This is a genomic window from Priestia sp. ST2, from assembly GCF_055810735.1.
In genome coordinates this window covers 517,544-541,354 of sequence record NZ_JBVVNT010000003.1, presented here as the reverse complement: position 1 = coordinate 541,354, position 23,811 = coordinate 517,544, and the positions used below count along the sequence as shown (strand labels likewise).

The window sequence follows — 23,811 nt, the reverse complement described above, 5'->3', positions numbered from 1 at the left end:
ACTTCGATAAATGAAGGGAAAATCCTTCTAAAAAGAGGAAAATCATAGACATATCCCCCCTTTAAAAGCCATACATTTCAAATAGGACAATGTTAGGGAAAGAAGGGGAAATGAATGAAAGTTTTTCGTGCAAAAGCCTGTCAATCTCCTATGCGAAAAGGCTGGTCAATTATGTTTCAGCATCCGTTTAAAAAAGATGAAAGAGGAAGATCGCACCCGTTTGTTAAACGGTTTATGTATACAGAGCAACACGATGAAATTGACATTCTGGTTGAAGAGATGAATGAACTGCTGAGAGTGCAGGATTTTTGGACAAGTACTGCAAAAGGCAGAGCAAAAGCAAGATATGATGAACGAGTAGTGAATGCTTTTTATAACGATATTGAAAAAAGGACGAGCGAACAAATTGACAGCGAGTATGAGTACATTCATGTTATCGGAGAACAAGGAAGCGGCAAAACAGCCTTAATCCGCCAGCTTCTTGGTATAAAAAAAGAATGTGGCTTTCTAGGAATAGGCAGTAAAGGCGCTTATTCTGCTACGTATAAGGTGAAGGATTCCCAACACTATGAAGCTGCTGTCTCTTTTTTTACGCGAAGTGAAGTGCAAAGGAAAGTGGAGAATATCCTATCAAGAAGCGCTGAAGTGTATGCTGAAGGAGGCACGGATTATGACTTGGTCTTTGAGTTATTACACGGAGATTCTTCTTTTAATCTGCGCGCTCTTTTAGGGGATATCCCATACAAAGCCCGTTACTTTAATGATGATGTTCCTTTAAGAATGAGCGATGAAAATAGTTCATTCAAACAATTTGTAGATGCAATTAAACGAGAAAGTGAAATAGTAAAAGACGCTGTTGATCAAGAAGGAAGAGATTTTGCAGAGGTATGGCACAAGCGGCTTGAATGTAGGAAAATCACCGAGCAAATGCTTCTGACAATTGAATCCCGGTTGAGAGAATATAAGGAAGGAACGTGGGAAGTAGGAGAAGACGACTGGCCAGTATCCTGCCGTCTCACAGCAAAAGAGCTGTCTTCCTTTGGGGCGCTAACAAATGAAGAAGAAGAAAATAATGGACGTCTTATTTATCCATTATTTCGTAGAATTGAAGTTTCCGGCCCTTTTTCTTTTAAAAAAGGGGTAGCGATTTGCGAACATCCGTGTTTTGAATATACGAGCACCATCCACGATTCTTTTAAACAAGCAGCTTCTATTTTATACGTACATCATGGGCTTAAAGAATTAGATATTCAATTTCTTCAACAGCTCATCGTACATGGGCACGGTGCTAAGGTAAACGTTTGTGTTACACACGGAGATTTGCTGACCTCTCCAAGCTGCCGTACGGATTATGCTAAAAAACATGCCATGGCTAAAATGATAGATTATGCGCTTAAAAGCGTTTCACCGCTTATGAGAAAGCAGCTTCACTACTATTTAACAGTAGGCAAAACGTCTATTTTAGAACGTGTACACGAGGAAGCTAAAGAGAGTGATGTCCTATATAAAGACTTAAGTTCAGCTTTAGTATCAGGAGTGAGAAAAAAACAGCATGAGCTGCATCCTATTTATTTAAATTTGACCGTTTCCCAGGCTTTTTATGAAGCGATGGAGTCGCTGAACATTCCTTATATGGATAGAGAAGCGTGTTTGAAGATTGCTTTAGGAGAGCATGAAGGACCGGTACCAGCTATTGCCTCAGCCGTTATTTCATCTGTGTATGAGCATTTTTTAAGCCAGCCGTCTGGATGGTCAAGTACCTATCATTCTGTCACGGAACGACAGCAGGTTATTCAAGAATTGGCAGGTGAGTTTGCAAGCGTTGTTTATTCCTATTTGAACGAGCAGCTGCTTGAGAATTCCCGTAATGACTGGCTTGCTCTTTATAAAGAAAAAGAAGACGATCAAGCCTACAAATATAGCAGACTGATAGAAAACGTAATTCCTGCCAAAAATGATATCTATCAGCAGCAAAATCTTATGAGAACGGTTTATCAGCTAATTAAGTATGTCGTAGAAAAGAAAGACGGCGTACTGGTTCATTAAGGGGTCAAGGCGCGATGTAAAAAAAGCGGTTTATCAATAAAAAAACAGAGCCTGAAATCAGGCTCTATTAGCGTTTGGAAATAGCAGTTAGAGTATTAGGTCCGGCAATGCCGTCCACTGCTAGCTTATTGTCTTTTTGAAAATTACGTACAGCAGCTTCCGTATTGGCACCGAAGATACCGTCCGTACCTTTTGTATTATAGCCAATCGCTGTTAATTTCTTTTGAAGAGCTTGAACATTGCTGCCTTTGCTTCCTTTTTTCAGCGTTTGTTTTGTGTTAATTGTTGTATCTGCTGGTGGATTTGTTGGCTTTGGATTTGTCGGGTTTGTTGGTGTCGTCGGGTTCGCTCCTGAACTTCCTAAAGCTTTATATGTTGATGGGCCAACAATGCCGTCAGCCGTTAAGCCGTGGTCTTTTTGGAACTTACGAACAGCGGAATCTGTATTGGCACCGAACACACCGTCCGTACCTTGTGTATTATAGCCAAGTGAAGTTAGTTTCTGCTGAAGTTCTTTAACTGCATTTCCTTTACTGCCTTTCTTTAAAACAGTTCCTGTAGAAGGAGCTGGAGTAGAACCTGAGTTTCCAGAAACGTTGTACCCGTTTGCTGCTGCAATGTCGTTAAATGATTTAGAAGAAGTTGTAATCACAACCGGTGTACCGACGGTCACTTTACTAAATAACCATGCGACTTCTTCATCGTACATACGAACACATCCGCTGCTTACATATTTGCCGATGGAAGCAGGATTGTTATTTCCGTGAATAGCATATGTCGTGCCGTATGTACCTCTCGCATTTAGACCTAGCCAGCGATTGCCAAGAGGGTTTCTAGGGTCTCCACCAGGAATGTTCCCTGAGTAATAAGGGCGATTGACAATTTTATTTACTACTTTGAAATGGCCTTCTGGTGTAAGAGACTGCGTGCGTCCTGTTGCTACTGAAAACGTTCGGACAAGTGAACCATTTTGATAATAAGCGAGTTTGTTTGTCGCTTTGTTAATGATAATTAAATGAGATGGTGTTGAAGCAGCTTCTGTTTTTGGAACTCCTACAAACAAGCAGGCTAGAGCTAAAATAGCCGCTATGAGTACGATAGTTGTTCTTGATATTCTATTTGCCATGTGCTGCGCCTCCTTAGGCTGCATTAATGAAAAACGTATGCTTCAGGCGGTACTATAAATTCTTCACTAATAAAATAAAAGACGAATAGCTGCATTTTCTATACCTGTATGTATGGGCTTAATAAGGAAATCATTAAGTAGAAAGACTTTACTAGCGGGAATTTATAATAATAAGAATAACTAAGTTTTTCTTGATACTTTGTACAATTTTAGGAATATAAGTTTACTAATCTAGCGGATTCATATTTAAATAAGCATCACACCCTTTCCAGTTCTTCATTTTCGTGTAAAGAAATGAAAGCGTTATACAGATTGTTTTGTAATCATATTGTAACATAGTTGTATTTTTTATACCATAAAAAGACATAAAATAGTATAAAAATACTTTATATGGGTTTTATGTACAAAAAATTCAAAAGTTAAGGAGAACGAAGCTATTATTAGATATACGAAACTGGAAAAGAAGTATGCGTAGTTTTGTGGAAATAGATAAATATTCTTATTCGAATATAGGGAGGGAGAGAGTAAAAAAACTACTTGCAAAGAGACAAGTAGTTTTTAAACCGTTATTTTTGAGCATACATTACAACAAAATTAAAAAATTTATAAATGCAATCCACTGCGCTGAACCCGCTTGCTGTTAACCAATTTAACTGATCATGTAGGGTTGCCATTTTATCTAACTTCGTACGTTCATGAGCAGCCTCAATTTGCTCATGAGTTAATCCGCTTGCGGCAATTCGTTCGCTCCAATCTTTTTTATATAACTCTTCAATAATAGAAGAATGGCCTAATACTTGATCGGCATTAATAAATATTCCTCCTGTATGCAGCAAATCATAAATTTGTTCATAAAGCTTGTGTTTTTGTTTGTCTTCTAAATGATGGATAGCAAGTGAAGAAATCACAATGTCAAATGAGTGCTCAAATTTGTAGCTTGTTATATCTGATACGATAAATTCTATATGCTGTTCATTTTTAAAGCGTTCCCTTGCTTTTTCAAGCATTTGATCTGAGACGTCAATCAACGTGAAATGCGCATCTGGGTACTTTTCTTTAACAAAAGAAGAAAACAAGCCTGTACCTGCTCCGATATCAAGTATGCGAAGCGGCTTTTTTGAAAAGTGAAGAAGCGAAACGGGAATAGAATAAAAATCCAAAAAACAAGGAATGAGTTTGCGGCGCTGCTCATCATACTGAGAAGCATGAGCATTAAATTTTTCTTTAACGTTATTTTTCATTTTTACAGCTCCTTTATTTGGTAATATTGAGATACATATATCGTATAGAAGTTTGATAGAAAAGAAAATAAACAAAAATAAGCAGTATTGATTCCAGTTTGTTATGAATAGAAAGAGATGGAGAGAAGAAAATGGAGATCAAATGGCTAAAAACATTCATCGTAGCGGCTTCTTACGAAAATTTCAGACAAGCGTCTGAAGATTTATTTTTAACGCAGCCTGCTGTATCAAAGCATATTCAGCGACTGCAGCAAGAATTAGGAGATGAGCTTTTTGAAAAAAAAGGTAAATATATCGCGCTGACTGAGGCAGGACGCTTTTTTTTGCCTCATGCTCAAAAAATGGTGAGAGCATATGAGGAAGGAGTAGAGGATTTTAAGCTATGGAAGCAAGGATATAACCGAAAGTTGACTATATCCGCTGCTCCTCAAATAGCAGCATCAGTTTTGCCGAGTCTAATCAAACAATTTGTAGAGAGATATCCCCATATTGAAGTCACGGTTAATATCACGAATTCGTTTCAAGTGGGAAAAGACATCAGCGACAGAAAATCAGATATTGGATTAACAAGGATGCTTCCGGGTCAGGCAGACGTTTTTTATGAGTTAATTCACAAAGAAAAAGCAGTCTTAGTTGCCCCGTTTTCTGTAGGAGCACGTACGGAACAGGAGCTGTTATCTTCCTACCGGCTGCTTACGAATAATCATCCTGTTTATTGGGAAGATTTACTCCTTCAACTCAAGGCTTGTTATCCTCACATTCAGCTGCTTCCTGTGACGCAAGTAGAAATTACAAAGCGCTTTATTGAAGAAGGTTTAGGCGTCTCTTATTTGCCATTTTCTATGGTGAAAAAGGAAGTTGAAAATCAAACGTTAAGCGTAATTTCACAGCAAAAAATTATCCGGCCTTCTTCACACACGTATATCGTAACAAAAGGCGAAACAGAAGAAATAAAGCAGTTTAAGCACTTTGTAGCTGAGACCTTAACAGAAACGAGTTGAAATGATACCATAAAAAGGAAGGAGAGATGACGATGTATATATTAATCATGCTAGTAGGAGCAGCAGTCGTAGTAGATTTTATTTTAGGAAAAGTGCTTGATAGACCTCGCAGCAAATTTTGGGGAAAATATGAGTATGAAAGTCTAGCTTTAGAACGTTGGGACAAATATGTAATGGTAGCTTTTGTTCTTTTTCTCATATTGGATATGATTTTTATGGTTGTAGAGCCTTATATCGTATCTTTCCTATTCTTAATCGTGAATATTTTGCTGAAAAGTATAGATGAATGGAAATATAAACAAGAAACAAAAGAATACGTAACAAGCTTTGTACAGATGGGATTCTTCTTTACGGCTTTTGTTCTATTAGCCAGCGGAATTGTATAGAAAAAAGAGCTTTACCTATGGCAAAGCTCTTTTTATATTATTTAAAAATATGATCAATGTCTTTAATTTCGGAAGAAGTGAGCTGAACATCTAATGTTTTTAAGTTATCAAGTACTTGTTCAGCGCGTTTTGCCCCTGGAATTAACACATCAATTGAATCACGCGTTAAGTACCAAGCCAGAACAAGATGAGCTACTTCTACGCCTTTTGCGCTAGAGATTTGACGAAGACGCTCTACTTTTTCTAGATTTTGCTGAAATGCTTCCCCGATAAAATGAGGCATATCTTCGCGCAGGTCATTAAACTTTGTGTTTTTATCGTATTTCCCAGCAAGTAAACCAGCAGCTAGCGGGAAGTAAGGAATAAATGAAATGCGGTTTGCAGCCGTATAAGGTAAAATATCGTTTTCTGCTTCTCGCTGAATTAAGTTATATTGGCCTTGCACCACGTCTACATAACCATCTTTATTTGCTTCTTTTAACTGATCTAACGAGAAGTTTGATACGCCAATAGAACGGATCTTACCTTCATCTTTTAATTCTTTTAACGCACCAACCGCTTCGTCTTTTGGTGTGTTTTTGTCTGGGAAATGAATATAATACAAATCGATATAATCTGTTTGAAGGCGTTTTAAGCTATCTTCAACTGACTGTTTTAAAAACGCAGGAGAGTTGTCTAGCAGTACCTCATCTCCAACAATTTTATGTGCTCCTTTTGTGGCGATAACCGCTTCTTCACGATTTCCACGTTCTTTTAGCACTTCGCCAATTAGTTCTTCAGAACGTTTTGGACCATAAATGAACGCTGTATCAAGGAGGTTTATGCCATTATCTAGCGCCTTATGAACAAGGTCTTTGCCGACTTCTTCGTTTAGGTTAGGATATAAGTTATGTCCTCCTACAGCGTTTGTTCCAAGTCCAATAGGATTAACATATAATTCGGATTTTCCAATCTGTACTTTTTCTGCCATGTCTAACGTCCATCTCCTTTTTTATATCTTCTTTTTTACTATAGCAAAATATACCATGAATCAAAAATAGTACGCTCATATGAAAAGCAGCTTTAAAAAAGTATGTGAACTTGAGATACATGTAAATAAGGAGTATATTCTACAGGGCTCTATTTCAATAGCAGAAATAAAAAAAGAACCTCTTCTAAATAAGAGATTCTCTTTTAGTCATGGTAATATGATAACTTTTTGACAGCTGAAATGTTTCAGCAAGCTGTCTGCGTCCTTGCGCTCCTTGTTCGCGTACATACTCTAATTCGTTTGGTGTAAGAAGCTTCATGCTAATCAGTTTAATAGATTCGTAAGGTAAAGAGAGGCTAGCTGAAACAGAAGGAGACTGAACGCCTAGCAATACACCAATTTCTCCATTTTCATTTACAAAATGAGACGGTACGTCCAAATCAGTAAATTCAATTGAAAGAATATCGTGCTTTATGAATAGTTCTAGCATATTAGGATGAGCGGCAGCATTTTGACTCATTTGATAAAGAAGGTCAAATGCCCAGTGATCCTGGATATCAGATACAGGTCCGCGCAGAGATTCATCATCGCATTCGATATAGAATTCTAAACCTTTTCCTTGCTTTCGGCTCTTTTCTTCGGGGGATTGAAACGGATCGGACAAGCCGTCGCTTGCGAGAATAACCGTCTCTGTTTTTTGAACACGAATAAATGTTTGACGTCCAGATGGCCAAGCAGGCCCGCCAAAAAACATGGGATTTAACAAATGAGTTAATACGTCTCCGTCTACATGTCCAATTGTGTTCCAGTAGTCTTTTCTTTTTGAGATTGATTCCTCAAGAACACGCTCTACTTCTTTTTCATGCTTCTTTTGCTTCCACTTTAAAAATAATGACAAGTATCCCACACCTCTTTACGACTTCATAGTACCCAATATATACCTCATTAAGGGAACTCGTAAACCACTATTTAACAATAGTGTATAAATTATTATATATATGCTAGATACATATACGACGGTTTACTACTTTTACTCATCTACCACATAAATTTGCTTCTATTCCAATAATAAACAAAGATAAATAAAATAAAAATAAGTGATGTTCTTAATAAAGGTACGAATTTTGTAAAAATTTATATCTTTTTGTTCTTAATAAAGGTTTACTATTTTTATTTTGTTCTTTATAATAGAAAACAACTAGTTATTAAGTATTATAAGCCCAGGTTTCATAGGTTTAAATGACTAGTCAAGGGATATCTTTCGTAATTTCGTTCTTTATAATGAACATTATTATGAAGTATGAAAGGAAGTAGTGTCACAACTGTCTTCTATCCCCTTGTCTAAAGGACATATAAAAATTTAAAAAAGAATGTGTAGAAGCGTGAAATTCATGTGAAACAAATTACTTTTTGTGAAGTGTTTTTCTAGTTACTAGGTTAATAGTTGAGGGGAAACCTTATCACTTTGCTTCTGAGAGTTGGGGTATAGTAACTTCTTTAATTCTCGAGATCAAGGAGTTAAAAAAGAACCCTCAAATTATTATATATAATCTGAATAATATGACGAATTGAAAGGAGGACTACATTATGAAAATGACAAAAAAACAACCAGGCGTATCATCTAAGCGCCCAATGGTTATGGATCATCAGCCTATTAGATTTGAAACTGCTCAAAGCTGGAATCCTGGACAAGGTAACCAAGACCACCCTGGACATGGTAATGGAGGTGTTAATTTCCCACCAAACAATCCAAATAGACCATAAAAAAGGATATACGAAGAGGCTCTAAACCCACTTGTTAGGCATCTTAACAAAATCTATTATTTTTAAATGAATGTCGAATGCTACATATAGATGATTGTAGAGATGCCTAACATTTACTTGTTTTTCTCTATTTAAAAATTGAAGGAGCATATTATGGAAAAAGTTACAATGAGAATTGGAGAGCATCAAGCTTTAATTGTTTGTCATTCATTTCAGGTTTTAAATTTAATTCAAAAAAACTACGACCCTTTTTTTGCTGAAATTGAACGTCCAGATATGGTTATAAGAATAGAAGATGGATACGGAGTTCCTTTTGTAGACTATCAAGTAGAAGTCGAACAAAAGGTAGATACTATATCTTTTCAAAGGGCTGATTATAGAATTCAAGCAAACTTGAGCGAGGGAAAGGCTCAAATTCAAATTTATGATGAATTAGCTTTAAAGCATGCGCTTATGAATTTTTATAGTTCTTATATTGTTTATCACAACTGGGGGCTACTTATTCATTCCTCATGTGCAACTGAAAAAGGAAAGGCCCATTTATTTGCTGGCCAATCCGGAGCAGGAAAATCAACTTGTGCACAATTGTCCGCTCCAAGACCCATTCTTTCTGATGAAGCAACTCTTGTAAAGGTAGAAGAAAATCAAATTACTGTGTTTAATTCTCCGTTTCGGAGTGAGCTCTCAGCTCCATCTATTAAAGGAACTATTCCATTAGCAAGTATTCAGCTGCTACATCAAGCTTTAAACAATGAGAGAACAAAGTTGGGAAAAGCAAGCGCTTTACTTCAAATAATGGATAAAGTCTTTTATTGGAATAAAGACCGCGAAGAAACAAAGAAAATTGTTCAAATGATAAAAGAGGTATTAGATTATGTACCTGTATATGATCTTTATTTTCAAAAAAATAATACGTTTTGGGAGTTGATATCCTAATGAAGCAGTTTATTCGAAATCAAGATATGGAGGCCGTTCAACTTGACAGTGAATGGGTAATTTTAAACACGGAAGCATATACGGTAACAAAAATTAACGAATTGGGAGGTTGCTGCTGGTCTTTACTCGAAAACCCTTGTACCATTCCTTCACTTATCAAATCTTTGCAAACGGATTATCAAATAGAAGACGAGCTTTCGTTTGAAGATATGGAAAGCTTTCTCTCTGAGTTGATAAAATATGGATTGATTGATTATGCCAATTAACCAAGAAAGCGTAGTATTGTTGAAGAATGTTATAGAAAAAAAAGGGTATGTCCATTTTCCTTCTGAGGGGTTCAGCATGTACCCTTGCATTCGCCAAAATGACCTTTGCACCTTTGAAAAAGCACCTGTTTTAAAAAAAGGTGATATTGGTCTCTTTCATACGAAAAGCGGGCAATTGATTGCTCATCGATTAATTAAAACAAGATACAAGAACGAGCAGCTGCACTATATATTTAAAGGAGATACTAATCTTTGCTGTGATGAGCCTGTAACGAGAGAACAAGTTATTGGGAAATTGACGGCAATCTCCCGAAAAAAACAAAAAAAAGTTTATATGGCTGCTCCTTTTGACTATATATGGTGCTGGTTAATGCTTTTTTTTCCTTTTAGCTCTCGTTTCTTAAAAAAATATATTAATCAAAAAATAGTTAATTAAGCTAATCGCTTATTTTTGGAGTGTTATGATGAAATTAAATCGAGCTGATATAAAGCGGTATTTTGACAAAGAGGAAATGATAAGCGCTTTTTCAATTATATACCCTTCGCTTAGAAAAAATTGGAAATCTTACGCAGGGTTAATGCTTTTTTTATTGACGGACATTTTAATTACTCTTGCCTCCGCGTGGTTTCTTGGAGATCTTTCAGATGCTGCCGTTCAAGGAGACTTTACCCGCGTTAAGCACTTGCTGCCACTTGCTTTTGGTCTAATACTTATAAGCTTTCTTACAATCTATTACGATACATATATTGAAGCGGTTGCAACATCTTCTATTAAACGAGATTTAAAAGAGCAGCTTCTAAGGCAACTGTTACTTTCTCCCGTTCATAAAATTCATACAACCCACTCTGGAGAATTGATTTCTCATTTTACCAATGATATTAACAGCATAGATGGAATGATTGGGCGAAATCTTATCAACCTTATAAAATTACCGTTATTATTTATTGCTATCTTTCTTTATTTAGCCCATATTAGTCCATTACTGTCATTTGTGGGTTTATTTATTATACCTATTGCTGTGATTGCAGGCGGTGTTTTTGGTTTTTTATTGCGCAACAGCAGTAGGGAAATTCTAAAGTTAAACAGTGAAATGACGAGTAGTTTATCTGAAATCTTTCAAGGGTTTATTGTCATTCGATCTTTTTTGTTAGAACGATCTTTCTTTAGTAAATACCGTCAGCAAAATCAGCAAGCTTTAGGATTAGATTTGTATAACGGAAAAATGAAAGGATTATTTTATGCCGGAGGTGAAGCTATTGCATTAATAGCTTTTCTTGTCAGCCTGTGTTTAGGAGCAGTAATGGTTTCAAAAGGTATGCTAACAGTAGGGTCCCTTTTAGCGTTTGTAACTCTAAGCAATCGGCTGATTTATCCATTAAATGGACTCGCGGGACAGTGGGCTGCATTTCAAAGGTCTACATCAGCAGTTGAGCGAATAGCTCCTATATTAAAAGTGCAATATGAAACTATTGATTTTCCTGAGTTTTTTCAAAAGAAGCCAAAACAAAAAGCTATTGGTTTTCAGAATATGACCTTTAGCTATGACGGAGAAAGGTATATCTTTGAAAATTTTAATTTACAAATACCTGCAGGGAAAAGTATAGCTATCGTTGGAGCGAGCGGTGCCGGGAAATCGACTTTATTTAACTTATTACAAGGTTTTTATCAGCCTCAAGCCGGAGAAATTTATATAGATCAAACACCGCTTAGTGCTCTTACTGCATCTGAACTGCAGAACTTAATTGCATATGTCCCACAAGAAACTTTTCTGTTTACTGGTACTATAAGAAAAAATCTGCTTTTAGCTAATCCTCAGACAACTGAAGAAGAGCTAGTCACAGCTGCAAGGGCTGCTCATATTCATGATTTCATTCTGTCACTACCTCATGGGTATGAGACAAAAATAGGCGAAAAAGGGGTAACGTTATCGGGAGGGCAAAAGCAAAGGATTGCAATTGCTCGCGCTATTTTAAAGAATGCACCTATTTTGCTGCTTGATGAAGCAACATCTGCACTAGACAATGAAACAGAATACTTGGTTAAAGAAGCGCTCCAAGGAATTATGAAAAATAGGACAACTATCGTAATTGCTCATCGCTTATCTACTATTCAAAATGTTGATTCTATTATTGTCATTGATAATGGAAAACTGATTCAATCAGGAAAGCATGAAGAGCTGATTCATCAGCCTGGCTTATATCGAGACCTTGCTCATATCAACCCATCACAGCTTTCTCATAACGAAGAAAGAGCCATCATGCTGTAAAGACAAATAAATTAGGAGGCCTTCCATAATGTTCATTGAGTTTATTCAATCATTATATGATCAAAGCCGTCCATTGCCAGAAAATCCGAATGATTATAGCTCTATATTAGAAGATATCGAATACTTTCACTTATCAGCAACGGTATATTCTTTGTTAAAACAGCAAGGAAGAATGGAGCAAACGCCAACATATTTTCAAAATCAGCTAAAGACAGAATATCAAGCTGTTTTGTATAACAACCTTTATATTAAAAACCAGCTAAAGCTTATTTTGGATACGTTCGAAGCTAATGATATCTCTGCTATCCCATTAAAAGGAATTTTATTTAACGAAACATATTTTGGTCATTTCAGTGCAAGAAGGACAACGGACATTGATATATTAATTCGCAAAGAGGATATGGAAAAAGCGATAAGGTGTATTGAAGAGTTAGAATACGATACAGAAGGAGAATACTCATCTCATCACTTTCATCGTTCGTTTGGTAAAGTGATTCCTCATTCACCTGTTCCGTTAGCTATTGAACTTCATTGGGATCTTCTTAAAGAGGAGAGTTCCTCATTAGAGATTGAGCAATTTTGGAAGCACTCTACTCCTTTAGAAGGTTACAAATATATAAAACAACTGTCTGAAGTACATACTTTCTATATGATTTGTCTTCACGGCTGGAAGCATGGAATGGATTCTTTAAAATATTTTATCGATATTATACAAACTATACATGTCTTAAATCATAAAATTGATTACGATGCATTATTTAAAATAGCAAAAAACGATCACACTTTAAAACGACTAACAAGTACATTAACAGTTGTTTATAATCAATTTCCACATCTCGATCAAATTAATAGCTTTCCTTTTAATAAAAAATCAAAAATATGGTGGGATTATCAAGAAATACGTTATGGAGACAGACAAAGCGTAAAAGGATTTAAAAACCTTATTCGGGTACATTTGTCTGAGTATGACCAGTTTAAGCATTCTATGATCTTTTTTAAGAGATGGCTTTTTCCAAATAAATCGGAGATAACTAATCTTTATCCACCTTCAATAAAGCATAAAAAATATAGTATCTTTAGAGGGTATATTAAATTTTATCAAAAAAAGTTTCATACATTATTTCGTGCTTTATTTTATTCAAAAGTTAAAAATTAGCAAAAATATTGAAAGAGTAATATAGTTAAACCTGGTTTTTGGTAATTTTACAAGACATTCAACGATCGTTGATTAAAACTTTAAAAAGGTAGCTATAATAAAGCGTCTTTCTACTTAGAAGGTGCTTTTTTGTTTTAGACAAAAACATTAAAAAGTCAGGTTACTTTTATGAAGGTGCTTTTAGATAAAAATCCATTGCAAGGAAAACGTAAATAAAGAATGCTATCTCACACAACGAGAAGCATCCTTTATTTAAATATATACGTTTGTGAAGCAATAATTAATTATATTGTTTCTTCTGCGTCGTTCTCTAATAAATCAGTTGAAAAATTAAGTAAGCCACGTACACGGCCTGTGCGAAAAATAAAAAACCCCAAAAGCGTGCTGAAAGATGGGTAAGCTGCTTTAAACTCGTAGCGTCACCTGCATCGTGTGGATATTTGATACTTAACAGAAAAATAATAAAGGCAGAAAATAGAGATTCTACAAGTAACAGCGCACCAACAAACATCATGCTGTAGCGCGTAAGCTGTGGGTCTTGTAAATAATAAATACCTCCGAGGATCAAACCGATAGAAAAAAGCCATACAATTCCGTATCCGTTACGTACCCAAAGCAGTAAATTAATAACAACCACACTTCCTAACCCATAAAAAAGCCAGTCGTAGTGATGGTGAACGAGCAGGTAGAAAAACAAATAAGCCATTGCTGAGCTGAACGGGTAGCCGGCTAAAGCAATAATGACGCGCGGCAGCCATCCACGGGATCCCGCGTAGGTGGCAGTCACAGCTACGCCTTCATTATTGGTATACAGCTCAATGCGATTGACGCCTTTTCCGACAATAAGCCCCATTAGCGCGTGGCCATCTTCATGAAACATCGTATTTAAATTTGAAAAATAACGTCCAATATGCCGAAGCAGCTGATTAATGCTAGGAGCAAATGAACCTATAAATGGAATGCCTCTTGTTAGCACAAAAGCTAATAAAATAAATAAGAAAAGCGTAGTAGATTGTTCCATCGCGATAGTCCTTTTCGTAAAATGATATGTTTCTACTTTACTCGCAAACGTGCTAAAAGGGAAATAAAACGGCTAGTTTCTCTAGGAAAAGAGAAGCTGGGAAATTTACATAATATTAATGTTAACAGACCTGACACATTCATTGACCAGCTTATTCCAAATTTTATATTCTAAACAGATATAAGAAACGAGGAGATGGTTGAATGAAAGATACGTGGAACGCATTTGTAGACAGTGATCTTTACGTACCTCCAACGGGAACGGGAATGTTAAATAACTTGAGTTTTGCGTTAAAAGACGTATTTGATGTACAAGGACATATATCAAGTGCGGGAAATCCAGATTGGCTCGCCACGCATCAGCCTGCAAGTGAACATGCAGACGTAGTAGCTGCTCTTTTAAAAGAAGGAGCTGCGCTAAAGGGAGTTACGCATACTGACGAGCTTATGTACGGATTAAATGGAGAAAACGCGCATTACGGAACACCGGTAAACCCAAAAAGCGCAGATCGAATTCCGGGAGGTTCTTCAAGCGGATCAGCGGTTGCTGTCGCAGCGGGAATAACTGATTTTGCGATTGGAACAGATACGGGAGGATCGGTTCGAATTCCTTCAAGCTACTGCGGTATTTTCGGGTATCGTCCTTCTCACGGACGCATTTCTACAAACGGTCTGATTCCACTGGCTCCTAGCTTTGATACAGTTGGTGTAATGGCTAGAGACGGCCACACTCTGCAAAAAGTAGGAGCGGTTTTATTGAATTCAGCGTCGCGTGCTAGTGGATTTACACGGCTGTATGTACCAACAGATGTAATGGAACTTGTGGATGAACAAAGCATGCGAGCTCTTGCGCCCTCTATCAACCACGTAATGGAGTCTTTCTCTACTATAGAAGAGATAGCGATTGCCCCTCAGGGTTTTTCTACATATATGGAAACTTTCCGTTTGCTGCAAGGAAAAGAAATCTGGCAAACGCACGGAGAGTGGATTCAAAAAGAAAATCCAACGTTTGGAGAAGACATCGGAAGCCGCTTTCAATGGGCCAGCACTCTTACATTATTAAATATGAATTATATAGAAGAAAAGCGTCGTGAACTTCGCTATTTTATGTACTCACAGCTTGGAGAAGAAGGAATATTAGTACTTCCTACAGCTCCAGGACCCGCGCCTGTAAAAGATGCAAAAGGACTGGAATTAGAAAACAGAAGATTGCGAACACTTCAAATGACGTGTATTGCCGGCCTGAGCGGTCTTCCCCAAGTTACGATACCTGCAGGAGAACTAGACGGTTTGCCACTCGGTTTATCTTTTATTGCAGGATACAACCAAGATGAAAAATTATTAAATTGGGTAAAAGAAAACAGCGGTCGTATCATTCAAGCATCGGTAAGGAGCGTATCATGAAGTTAGTAAATATAATAGAGCAAGGGAAAGAACAAGCAGCTATTTTAGATAATGACAGCATTCTGCTTATAGAAGATATCAATACTAAATATTTAACAAACTGGTCTACAACAATTTGGGATCTTATTCAATATAAAGAACTTCGCCACCTTGAAACATGGTACGCCCATAATAAATTTGGTATGAACAGCTCTTTTCCCGTACTACACTTGCAGGGCAGAAAAACAGCTCCTATCATTAGTAATCCGTCGAAATTATTAGGCATTGGATTTAATTATGCGGCTTCTGAAGAAAAACTAAAAGACTATGACCGTGCCATTGATCCAGTTAGTTTTTTAAAACCCGCAACCGCCATTATTGGACCAGATGACAGCATTCGTATTCCAAAGCAGTCCTACAAAACAACGGCTGAAGCGGAACTAGCGGTGGTAATCGGCGAAACGTGTAAGGATATAGAGCCAGATGAAGCCATAAACGTAATTGCTGGTTATACGTCAGCAATTGACGTAACCGCAGCTGATATTCATGCGGCGAATCATCGTTACTTAATGCGAGCGAAAAGCTTTGATACATTTTGCAGTATAGGCTCAGAATTTATCACAAAAGAAAGTATATCAAACGTAAAATCACTTCAAGTGCGCACATTGCTAAATGGAGACATGCAGCATGAAAATACAGTGTCTAATATGATTTACGACATCGCATACTGTGTTTCATTTTTCTCAAAAGTCATGACGCTGCATCCAGGTGACATCATCCTCACCGGAACGCCGGGACCGGCTGTTATTGAAGACGGGGACTGTATTGAATGTCATATTGAAGGGATGCTTCCATTAAAAAATAAAGTAAAAGATATGAAGAAAGTGCCTCAGCAAATCTAAGAAGAAAACCCGTTGCCTACACGCACGGGTTTTTGAGCAGAAACGAATATCTTCACACTCAGTTCACAATTAGTAGATATACTAATTAAAAGAGACAGCTGCGGTATCATATACTGAAAAATGAAATATTTACAAATGGAAAAGAAACGGGTACGATATCTGTAGCGACACTTAATAAAAAGGAGCTGACTGACAGTATGATTTTAGTCATCGGAGGAGCAGGCTATATCGGAAGCCACCTAGTAAAAGAATTAGTGAAAACAAATGAAGTTGTGGTACTTGATAATCTATCAACGGGTCATCGCTGGGCAATCGATGAGAAAGCGGTATTCGTAGAAGGAAATCTAGGTAATGAGAAAGATTTAGAAAGCGTATTCACAAATCATAAAATTGATGCTGTCATGCATTTTGCTGCTAATAGTTTAGTAGGGGAGTCAGTAACAGATCCTCTTAAATATTATCAAAACAACGTAGCTGCGACGTTAACCCTTTTACAAACGATGATGAAGCACAATGTGAAAAAGTTTATTTTTTCATCTACTGCTGCTACATATGGGATCCCTTCTGTAGATATTATTACAGAAGATACGGCAACAAACCCAATTAATCCGTACGGACGTTCAAAGTTAATGATTGAACAGATTTTAGCTGACTTTGCAAGTGCTTACGATATGGAATATGTGGTGCTTCGTTACTTCAACGCAGCGGGTGCTTACGAAACAGCGGAAATTGGCGAGTGCCATGATCCTGAAACGCACTTAATTCCAATCATTCTTCAGCACCTGCTTGGTGAACGTGAAAACATCTCTGTATTCGGCTCAGACTACGATACTGAAGACGGAACGTGCATCCGTGACTACATTCACGTAACGGACCTAGCAAATGCTCACATTTCAGCGCTTCAAGCCCTATTAGACGGCACGAAGAAAACAGCAACGTACAATCTTGGAAACGGCCTTGGTTACTCTGTAAAAGAAGTGATCGAAACGTGTGAAAAAGTAACGGGTAAAAAAGCGAATGTTGTGATGGCAGACCGTCGCGCTGGAGATCCGGCACGCCTAGTTGCATCTTCTGATAAAATTCACGCAGAATTAGGCTGGAAAGCGCAAATTTCATTAGAAAAAATTATCGCATCAGCTTGGAACTGGCATCAAAACAGCGCAAAAGTAACAAATTAATAAAAAGTGCCTCTTTTCTTTTTAAAAGGGGCTTTTTTATTAGAATTAAACTGATTTATGTTCTAAATAATCATTTTTAAAATCCAGTGTTTTAGCCCACAGACAAGCCTTCTCCTTTTCGGACATTTTCCCTAAACAAGCACGACTTTTGTTCTTTTCCATATGATGTAGGTAAATATACCATTCAAAACTATCCCCGTTTATAAAATAGTCCGCAAGGAGGTTATGATATGTATTACTGTGTAAGATGCTCCAAATTTCATGACGAACAGGAAAAAGAAAACATCTTTCAAAATGGTTTTTACATTGATCCCTATTTGCTTCAAAAAGTTCATCTGGGCATGTGCGTACACAAATCCCCATCAATCAAACAAATGAGAGCCGTAGAACGATTCGAAACGAAAAAGATGTAGAATTCACATTCACCAATAAGAAGCTAGATCTAATCAGGTCTAGTTTTTTCAGTGAATAACAGCTTTCTTCAGCTATCTTTCATGTAATATTAAGATAAATTTAAGACAAGCCCGCTATACTAGTTAGTAGACGTATACATAGGATATGGTACGTTAAGAAATTGAAACAGCAGTCCGTTTTATAAACTAGAAAGGATGGCGTCAAATGATTTCTGAAAAACGATCTCTTTTGTTGAAAGAACAAGCAAAGCTTCTCGCATTAAAAGAATATAAAGGCATTATCAAATCCATATCGCTGAGTAAAATACTCACTCTTCCTATTTATATAGTAGACATCCTTACGTTAAACGGAGAAGAGCATAAAGTAAAAATTAACGCCCAAACCGGCAGTATTTTGAAAGAAAAAACGATTCCTTTAACTAAAAGCCGTGCAAAAGCATACGCGTTAAGACAGCATAAAGGCATTATTGAATCCGTTGTTCTTGCTAACAAGCAGTACGAAATTGTGATTCTTGGCCTTGATGGAAAAACCCACAGCGTAAAGATTGATGCTGAAATTGATGTGCTGGCACAAGAAGAACGAAGCGTTCAGTAAATGGCCTATATTATGTAATCAACCTCACTTTTTTGAAAGTGGGGTTTTCTTTATTGAGAGAAATCATTAATAAAGCAAGAAACGATTATTTATTTAAAAGAAAGGGTAAGTGATAGTGAAAAATAACCACTTCCTAATTATGGTTCTTTGATTCGTTCTGCTTATGACTCTCCCATTATAAGTATGATAGTATCGAACATGTATAAAACATAGGTTATAACATAACTAAAAGGGTGTGCGACGATGAAAAAACGTACGAAGACCATTATTGCAGTCATTGCAGGAGCTGCTATTTTAATAGGAGGAATATGGATGATAAACGAAAGCCGATACCCAAACGTTCCCGCTTTTGATGATCACTTTACGCGTGAATTCTTAAACAAAGATAAAAAAGTGGATGATGGGTTTTATGAGTTTAAGTCGAAGACAGGACAGTATACGATGTGGTTTCCGGAGGAGTATCAGTTGATTCATGAAAATAAAGAAGATTATTCTATCAACGGAAAGGATTATGAGCGATGGGTAGCTTCTTCGGAAAATTTCTTTAATAATAAAAGCGAGATTTCATATATTAACGTGGAACTGGCAGATAAAGTGAAAAAAAATGAGAACATAAATGTAGAGAGTTTGTTTAAAAAAAATTTACACGTTAACATGCCAAAAAAGATAGAAACAGCTAATGCCAGTATATATTACGATTCAGCATATACATATTTTAAAGGAACTGAGGAAAAAGTTGTAAAGAACAATATTAAGTACGTTCCAAATACATATGTAGCATATATAGCAGATAAAGATACGGATAGAGTAATCGAGCTCTACTACAAATATACAGGAGAAGAGTTAACAGAAAAACAAGGGGAGAAACAAGAAAAATTAATTGTGAAAATACTACAAAGCGTAAATTTTCATGAGGAGAAATGATTATGAGTGAAAAGGCATTACTAAATAATAAACTACGAAATAGAATAACTCAGCTGGAGTATAAGGGGTTATCTGGAAGAGAAGATGAGTTAAAGAAGATCTATAAAGAAGTTAAAGGAAAAAATCCTCCTAATTTTGAAATTTACACGAGCAAAGACATGGGGATAGGAAAAAAATCGGGGTTTGATGGTGCTGCTATCCATTTTTATGATAAAGAGAAGAAAGTAAATCAGGTTTATTATTTCATGAGAGGAACGGAACCAACCAAGGATTTTCCTGATGTTGTTTATGATGGTTTAGGTATTGGTGCTGGAAGCAACGATCATCAAATTGAAGATGCTCAAGAAATGTATAACAAGGTTGAGAAACATATTAATAAGAAACAGAATAAAAACTTAAACGTGAAAATTCAACACTATGGTGATGGTCATTCTTTAGGAGGAAACCTAATAGTTACATTAGGTTTAATCACGAAAGATTTTACAAATATTAGAGGGTTAAATGATGCTCCTGTAAATATTAAACAATTGAAAAGGTTAGATAAACAATTCTCTAACTATATAACGCAAATAAAAGGAAAGACTGAGGATATATCTACAAAAGAATTGTTAAAGTTAGCAAATACCTATTATGAAAAACAAAAAGCCACAATTAGCCATACTTGGGTAAAAGGTGAACCTATGCATGCGCAATCTTTCCCTGGCAGTTGGTATGTAGGTAATAAAGTAACCATGCTTGGAGATATGGATACAGAAGAAATGATTAATATTGGAGAATATCCTCTGAAAAGGTTAGCAAAATGGAACTTATTTTTAAAACTTGACGAAGTCAGATATAACTCTGGAGTATCCAATATAATTGGAGGATTATCTTTGGCAAACGCCCATGTAGACGACAGTGTTCTTCTCAATATTCCATCATATGTTGATGACGTTAAGGAAAAGCCGCTTAAGCATCTTCCGGGGATTGTACTAGGAACAGAAGGCGCATTTTTCTTGACAAAACAGGCGATAAAAAGTCCTGGAGTTTTAGTGCAAGGGATTAAAGGAATATCTCAAAGAGACCAAGCAAAACTGCACGGAATTAATTACGTCGTCAAATACACAGAAGCTAATACTATGAAGACATATTATCAGGTTTTTGATTCAGGATCTCAGGAAGAAATCTTGCTAGATTATGAACAAATGAAGAAGTTTGTTTATTACTGTGCTAATGCCATTAAAGACAAAGAAGCAAACTTAAATGCGCTAAAGCAGTATTTACATAGTGAAATTAACGAAGTCTTCGAAGCTAAGAAGAAAAAGTTAAAAATGAAAATATCCAGAGAAGAAGCTTCTCCCCAGTCATTTATGGAAAAGGCAGATAAAGACGGAGCTACTCTCGCTTGGTTTGGACAAAAGCGTGTGGCTGAAAAAGTGACGTTTGACAAAACGTTTGATCCGCTAGACGATAGTGTATTTACCCCTGTTGAAGAGATTATTTCTTCTATTCAAGAGGAAGTTACATACTATCAAAAGTTTCTTGAAGCGTTCTTCCAAAATTTCGAGAAGATGATGGAAGCAGACGAATCGGTAGCTTCAGATATTAAAAGTATGAAAAAAGTAGTAGGGGGGATTTAATTGTTTGATTTTGATTTTACACACACAGGAACAACGAGCGGTAAATACACGTTTGAATTTGATGGTGATGACTTCAAAGACGAGCAGGCAAAAAGGATTAAAGAGTTAATTAAAAAGGATCAAGAAGTGAATGAAAAGCTTTGGCATGCTAAAAGCTATTTAGAAAACCAAACGGGTGAGTTTGCGGATGCGGTTAAAAGTAAATTAGAAGCAGCTGAGCGGGGATATACGCTACGAGCTCAGCAGTATGATACTGGAGCATCTCAGCATATTATGAGTTTTATGCATTCTGTTAAAGATATGCATAAGAGAGAGTACGAAATTCGATATAAAGAATCAATGGATGAAAGTGAATTAACATAAGGGATACTTCTATTCCTCAGACAGTGGTCTGAGGGATTTTTATATGTTGAACAATTTACATTAAGTCCCGTTTATTTCAAAAGAATAATAAAGGGAGTGTATGACAATAAAAAAACGTACGAAGACCCTTCCCGCAATCATTACAGGAGTTGCTATTTTAATAGGTGGAATATGGATGATAAACGAAAGCCGCTATCCAAATGTCCCAGCTTTTGATGATCACTTTACACGTAAGTTTTTGAACAAAGATAAAAAAGTAGGCGACGGATTTTATGAATTTAAATCAAAGACGGGGCAGTATACGATGTGGTTTCCGGAAGGATATAGACTACTGAGTGAAAATGGAGATTACGCTAGAGATAATAAAGACTTTGAACAATGGGGAGCTGTTCCCTCAAGTGAAAACAAAGTGTATTTATTTAAGAGAAGGTTTGGATTAAGTATTCCTAATAAGATTGAAAACTCACAGACGAGGGTTTACTACCAATCAGCTTATATTTATTTCAAAGGAACAGAAAAGCGTGTAATAGTAGATAAAAAGAAACATATTCCTAATGCATACTTGGCATATGTAGCAGATAAGAGTTCTAATAAAGTATTACAGATTTCTTTCGATAGTAGTGATAAATATAAAAGCGGTGATGAAGATAAAAAGAAAGAATGGTTTTTAAAAATTCTAGAAAATATTCATTTTAACGATGAAAAATAGTAGAGAATTTATAGAGAAGAAGAGGTAACAAATTAGATGAAGAAAGTTATAGGATTTGCTTTAGCTGTAGGTACAATATTTCTTTGTAATGCTTTGTATGGGCTGGTATCTTTGGTTTTCCAACTAGCATCTATTTATCAATATTAGCAATTTGTCTATGATTACAAACTAACGATAAGAGATTATTGCGCTAAGTATCTGGTAAACGTAGATTTTATGTATATAGGTGCTTCTAGCGGTTGATTGGAGGGCAAGGCGAAGACTCCTGCGGGAAAAGCGGAAGTGGTGAGACCCCGCAGGAGCGTAAGCGACGAGGAGGCTCAGCGCCCGCCCGCGGAAAGCGAAGCCATGCACGGAAATCAACCGCGGTGTAACAAGTAGTCCAGCTCCTTTATCCAATTTGTTTGTTTTAGATGAGAGTGAGTCCGCTCTTTTTTGAAACATCCTTTACAGCCTGTCTATCAAAAGCATAAAAGTCTCTAAAACACTTCTTTGTCGCTATCATAAGCCCCCCGCAAGTCTCAAAACCTCTAAATCGCCTAATGGAATCTCTTACTTTTAATGGACAATTATCTGTTTTTAGGATATATTTTTATAAGTTTAGGTTATGGAAGAAATAGTATATTGAAAACGAAAGGTGATTAAACGAAAGAATGGATGCTCATGTGTTAAAGGAACTGACGTATGAAGACTTTCAGTTTGTATATCAGCCTATTTATGCGTTGAATTCGTGGGAGACGCTTGGTTTTGAGGCTTTGCTGCGCACGGCTTTCGCAAAAGGGCAGATTGAAGAGTTGTTTTCACTGGCAAGACGCCATAATTATTTGTACAAGCTTGATACGATGGCAATTGAAGGAGCGATCAAGCACTTTCCGTTTGATGTGTTGAAATCAGAGGATGTATTTATCAATGTGTTTCCATCTACTCTTCTCCATCCCCATTTTCAACTGTTTTTAACGTATCTGTTGAACACCTATAAAAACGCCAAGCATCGCATTGTATGGGAGTTAAATGAAACGCTTCATGAAAAGATTTTATGGGAATCGCCTGCTCTTTTTGCCCGAGTAATGAGTTTGAAAGAGGCCGGTTTCAAAATTGCGATTGATGATTTTGGAGCAGGAGCCGCAGCGATGAGACAAGTGAGCATGTACGAACCTCACTATATGAAGCTGGATCGAAGCTATGCTGAAGGGCTAGCTGACTGCAAGCAAAAGAAAGATCTGATTGATTTGCTTGTTAACTATTATCCGCATACGAATCTCATTTTAGAAGGCGTTGAACGAGATAAAGATTTAGCCGCAGCGATTTCGTTAAACCTACATGCTGCTCAGGGCTATTTACTGGGCACGCCGCAGTCGATCTCTTCCTACTTAACTTATAATAAGTACCGCAGTTTATTCAGACGAGAAAGGCTGCTGAACTCTTAAACCATACACCTCACTAAATAGATAATTTATCGTAATATGAGAATGGGTAATTAGACTTATATGCAACGCAGATGTCTTGAATTTTTATAAAATTATGTGATTTTATGCGATTGTTAAAA

General features: G+C 36.7%; 25 protein-coding genes. 20 read left to right on the top strand and 5 right to left on the bottom strand.

Annotated elements, in window-relative coordinates; genetic code table 11:
- Window positions 1-114: 114 nt before the first annotated feature.
- Window positions 115-2,046, top strand: coding sequence for a hypothetical protein (locus AC0KUU_RS15155; protein WP_322551780.1), 1,932 nt, complete (start codon window positions 115-117; stop codon window positions 2,044-2,046).
- 67 nt (window positions 2,047-2,113) lie between these two features.
- Here AC0KUU_RS15155 and AC0KUU_RS15150 read toward each other — a convergent pair whose 3' ends face one another.
- Together AC0KUU_RS15150 and AC0KUU_RS15145 are read right to left on the bottom strand one after the other, a co-directional pair.
- Window positions 2,114-3,172: a L,D-transpeptidase family protein gene (locus AC0KUU_RS15150; protein ID WP_162213714.1), complete on the bottom strand. Its 1,059-nt coding sequence runs from the start codon at window positions 3,170-3,172 to the stop codon at window positions 2,114-2,116.
- 566 nt (window positions 3,173-3,738) lie between these two features.
- Window positions 3,739-4,413: a class I SAM-dependent methyltransferase gene (locus AC0KUU_RS15145; RefSeq protein WP_043980028.1), complete on the bottom strand. Its 675-nt coding sequence runs from the start codon at window positions 4,411-4,413 to the stop codon at window positions 3,739-3,741.
- A 131-nt stretch (window positions 4,414-4,544) separates the two neighbouring features.
- On the opposite strand from AC0KUU_RS15145, the gene AC0KUU_RS15140 reads away from it, so the two are divergent.
- On the top strand, window positions 4,545-5,414 hold the full coding sequence (locus AC0KUU_RS15140) for a LysR family transcriptional regulator (protein WP_340598003.1): 870 nt from the start codon (window positions 4,545-4,547) through the stop codon (window positions 5,412-5,414).
- Window positions 5,415-5,446: 32 nt separating this feature from the next.
- Complete coding sequence (locus AC0KUU_RS15135) at window positions 5,447-5,800, top strand: DUF4181 domain-containing protein (protein ID WP_043980022.1); 354 nt, start codon at window positions 5,447-5,449, stop codon at window positions 5,798-5,800.
- Between the two features lie 37 nt (window positions 5,801-5,837).
- On the opposite strand, the gene AC0KUU_RS15130 is transcribed toward AC0KUU_RS15135, so the two are convergent.
- Both AC0KUU_RS15130 and AC0KUU_RS15125 read right to left on the bottom strand, forming a co-directional pair.
- Window positions 5,838-6,770, bottom strand: a complete 933-nt coding sequence (locus AC0KUU_RS15130; protein ID WP_025749635.1) for an aldo/keto reductase — start codon at window positions 6,768-6,770, stop codon at window positions 5,838-5,840.
- Between the two features lie 184 nt (window positions 6,771-6,954).
- The gene (locus AC0KUU_RS15125; protein WP_340598001.1) at window positions 6,955-7,677 is read right to left on the bottom strand and encodes a hypothetical protein; all 723 of its coding nucleotides are present in this window, start codon (window positions 7,675-7,677) and stop codon (window positions 6,955-6,957) included.
- A 686-nt stretch (window positions 7,678-8,363) separates the two neighbouring features.
- Between AC0KUU_RS15125 and AC0KUU_RS15120 the strand changes: the two genes are divergently transcribed.
- The 6 genes from AC0KUU_RS15120 (at window position 8,364) to AC0KUU_RS15095 (ending at window position 13,159) form a co-directional block, all read left to right on the top strand.
- Window positions 8,364-8,534 carry a hypothetical protein gene (locus tag AC0KUU_RS15120; RefSeq protein ID WP_160297360.1) on the top strand — a complete coding sequence of 57 codons (171 nt, stop codon included), beginning with the start codon at window positions 8,364-8,366 and terminating at the stop codon, window positions 8,532-8,534.
- Window positions 8,535-8,687: 153 nt separating this feature from the next.
- On the top strand, window positions 8,688-9,470 hold the full coding sequence (locus AC0KUU_RS15115; protein WP_340597999.1) for a hypothetical protein: 783 nt from the start codon (window positions 8,688-8,690) through the stop codon (window positions 9,468-9,470).
- Window positions 9,470-9,736 (top strand): PqqD family protein, encoded by a 267-nt coding sequence (locus AC0KUU_RS15110; RefSeq protein ID WP_016763295.1) that lies wholly within the window; start codon window positions 9,470-9,472, stop codon window positions 9,734-9,736. Before AC0KUU_RS15115 ends, AC0KUU_RS15110 begins: the two co-directional genes overlap by 1 nt.
- Window positions 9,726-10,172 (top strand): S24/S26 family peptidase, encoded by a 447-nt coding sequence (locus AC0KUU_RS15105; protein WP_016763296.1) that lies wholly within the window; start codon window positions 9,726-9,728, stop codon window positions 10,170-10,172. Before AC0KUU_RS15110 ends, AC0KUU_RS15105 begins: the two co-directional genes overlap by 11 nt.
- A gap of 28 nt (window positions 10,173-10,200) precedes the next feature.
- Entirely contained in the window at window positions 10,201-12,003 is a 1,803-nt protein-coding gene (locus AC0KUU_RS15100) for an ABC transporter ATP-binding protein (RefSeq protein ID WP_340597996.1), read from the top strand.
- A 28-nt stretch (window positions 12,004-12,031) separates the two neighbouring features.
- Entirely contained in the window at window positions 12,032-13,159 is a 1,128-nt protein-coding gene (locus AC0KUU_RS15095) for a nucleotidyltransferase domain-containing protein (RefSeq protein WP_340597994.1), read from the top strand.
- A 310-nt stretch (window positions 13,160-13,469) separates the two neighbouring features.
- Here AC0KUU_RS15095 and AC0KUU_RS15090 read toward each other — a convergent pair whose 3' ends face one another.
- On the bottom strand, window positions 13,470-14,180 hold the full coding sequence (locus AC0KUU_RS15090) for a M50 family metallopeptidase (RefSeq protein WP_043980006.1): 711 nt from the start codon (window positions 14,178-14,180) through the stop codon (window positions 13,470-13,472).
- Window positions 14,181-14,383: 203 nt separating this feature from the next.
- On the opposite strand from AC0KUU_RS15090, the gene AC0KUU_RS15085 reads away from it, so the two are divergent.
- The 11 genes from AC0KUU_RS15085 to AC0KUU_RS15035 all read left to right on the top strand — a co-directional run bounded on the left by AC0KUU_RS15085 (window position 14,384) and on the right by AC0KUU_RS15035 (window position 23,692).
- On the top strand, window positions 14,384-15,583 hold the full coding sequence (locus tag AC0KUU_RS15085) for an amidase (protein WP_340597991.1): 1,200 nt from the start codon (window positions 14,384-14,386) through the stop codon (window positions 15,581-15,583).
- Complete coding sequence (locus AC0KUU_RS15080; RefSeq protein WP_162213720.1) at window positions 15,580-16,464, top strand: fumarylacetoacetate hydrolase family protein; 885 nt, start codon at window positions 15,580-15,582, stop codon at window positions 16,462-16,464. Before AC0KUU_RS15085 ends, AC0KUU_RS15080 begins: the two co-directional genes overlap by 4 nt.
- A gap of 197 nt (window positions 16,465-16,661) precedes the next feature.
- Complete coding sequence (gene galE / locus AC0KUU_RS15075) at window positions 16,662-17,642, top strand: UDP-glucose 4-epimerase GalE (protein ID WP_013055746.1); 981 nt, start codon at window positions 16,662-16,664, stop codon at window positions 17,640-17,642.
- A gap of 230 nt (window positions 17,643-17,872) precedes the next feature.
- Window positions 17,873-18,055 carry a DUF3973 domain-containing protein gene (locus AC0KUU_RS15070; RefSeq protein WP_013055747.1) on the top strand — a complete coding sequence of 61 codons (183 nt, stop codon included), beginning with the start codon at window positions 17,873-17,875 and terminating at the stop codon, window positions 18,053-18,055.
- A 205-nt stretch (window positions 18,056-18,260) separates the two neighbouring features.
- Window positions 18,261-18,650: a PepSY domain-containing protein gene (locus AC0KUU_RS15065; protein WP_043979997.1), complete on the top strand. Its 390-nt coding sequence runs from the start codon at window positions 18,261-18,263 to the stop codon at window positions 18,648-18,650.
- Window positions 18,651-18,893: 243 nt separating this feature from the next.
- Entirely contained in the window at window positions 18,894-19,574 is a 681-nt protein-coding gene (locus tag AC0KUU_RS15060; protein WP_340597988.1) for a hypothetical protein, read from the top strand.
- 2 nt (window positions 19,575-19,576) lie between these two features.
- Window positions 19,577-21,193, top strand: a complete 1,617-nt coding sequence (locus tag AC0KUU_RS15055) for a DUF6792 domain-containing protein (RefSeq protein ID WP_340597986.1) — start codon at window positions 19,577-19,579, stop codon at window positions 21,191-21,193.
- Window positions 21,194-21,556 carry a hypothetical protein gene (locus AC0KUU_RS15050; protein WP_340597985.1) on the top strand — a complete coding sequence of 121 codons (363 nt, stop codon included), beginning with the start codon at window positions 21,194-21,196 and terminating at the stop codon, window positions 21,554-21,556.
- A gap of 106 nt (window positions 21,557-21,662) precedes the next feature.
- Window positions 21,663-22,265: a hypothetical protein gene (locus tag AC0KUU_RS15045; protein WP_340598417.1), complete on the top strand. Its 603-nt coding sequence runs from the start codon at window positions 21,663-21,665 to the stop codon at window positions 22,263-22,265.
- Window positions 22,266-22,504: 239 nt separating this feature from the next.
- The gene (locus tag AC0KUU_RS15040; RefSeq protein WP_272911194.1) at window positions 22,505-22,639 is read left to right on the top strand and encodes a hypothetical protein; all 135 of its coding nucleotides are present in this window, start codon (window positions 22,505-22,507) and stop codon (window positions 22,637-22,639) included.
- A gap of 279 nt (window positions 22,640-22,918) precedes the next feature.
- Complete coding sequence (locus tag AC0KUU_RS15035) at window positions 22,919-23,692, top strand: EAL domain-containing protein (RefSeq protein WP_165575489.1); 774 nt, start codon at window positions 22,919-22,921, stop codon at window positions 23,690-23,692.
- The last annotated feature ends 119 nt before the right edge of the window (window positions 23,693-23,811 follow it).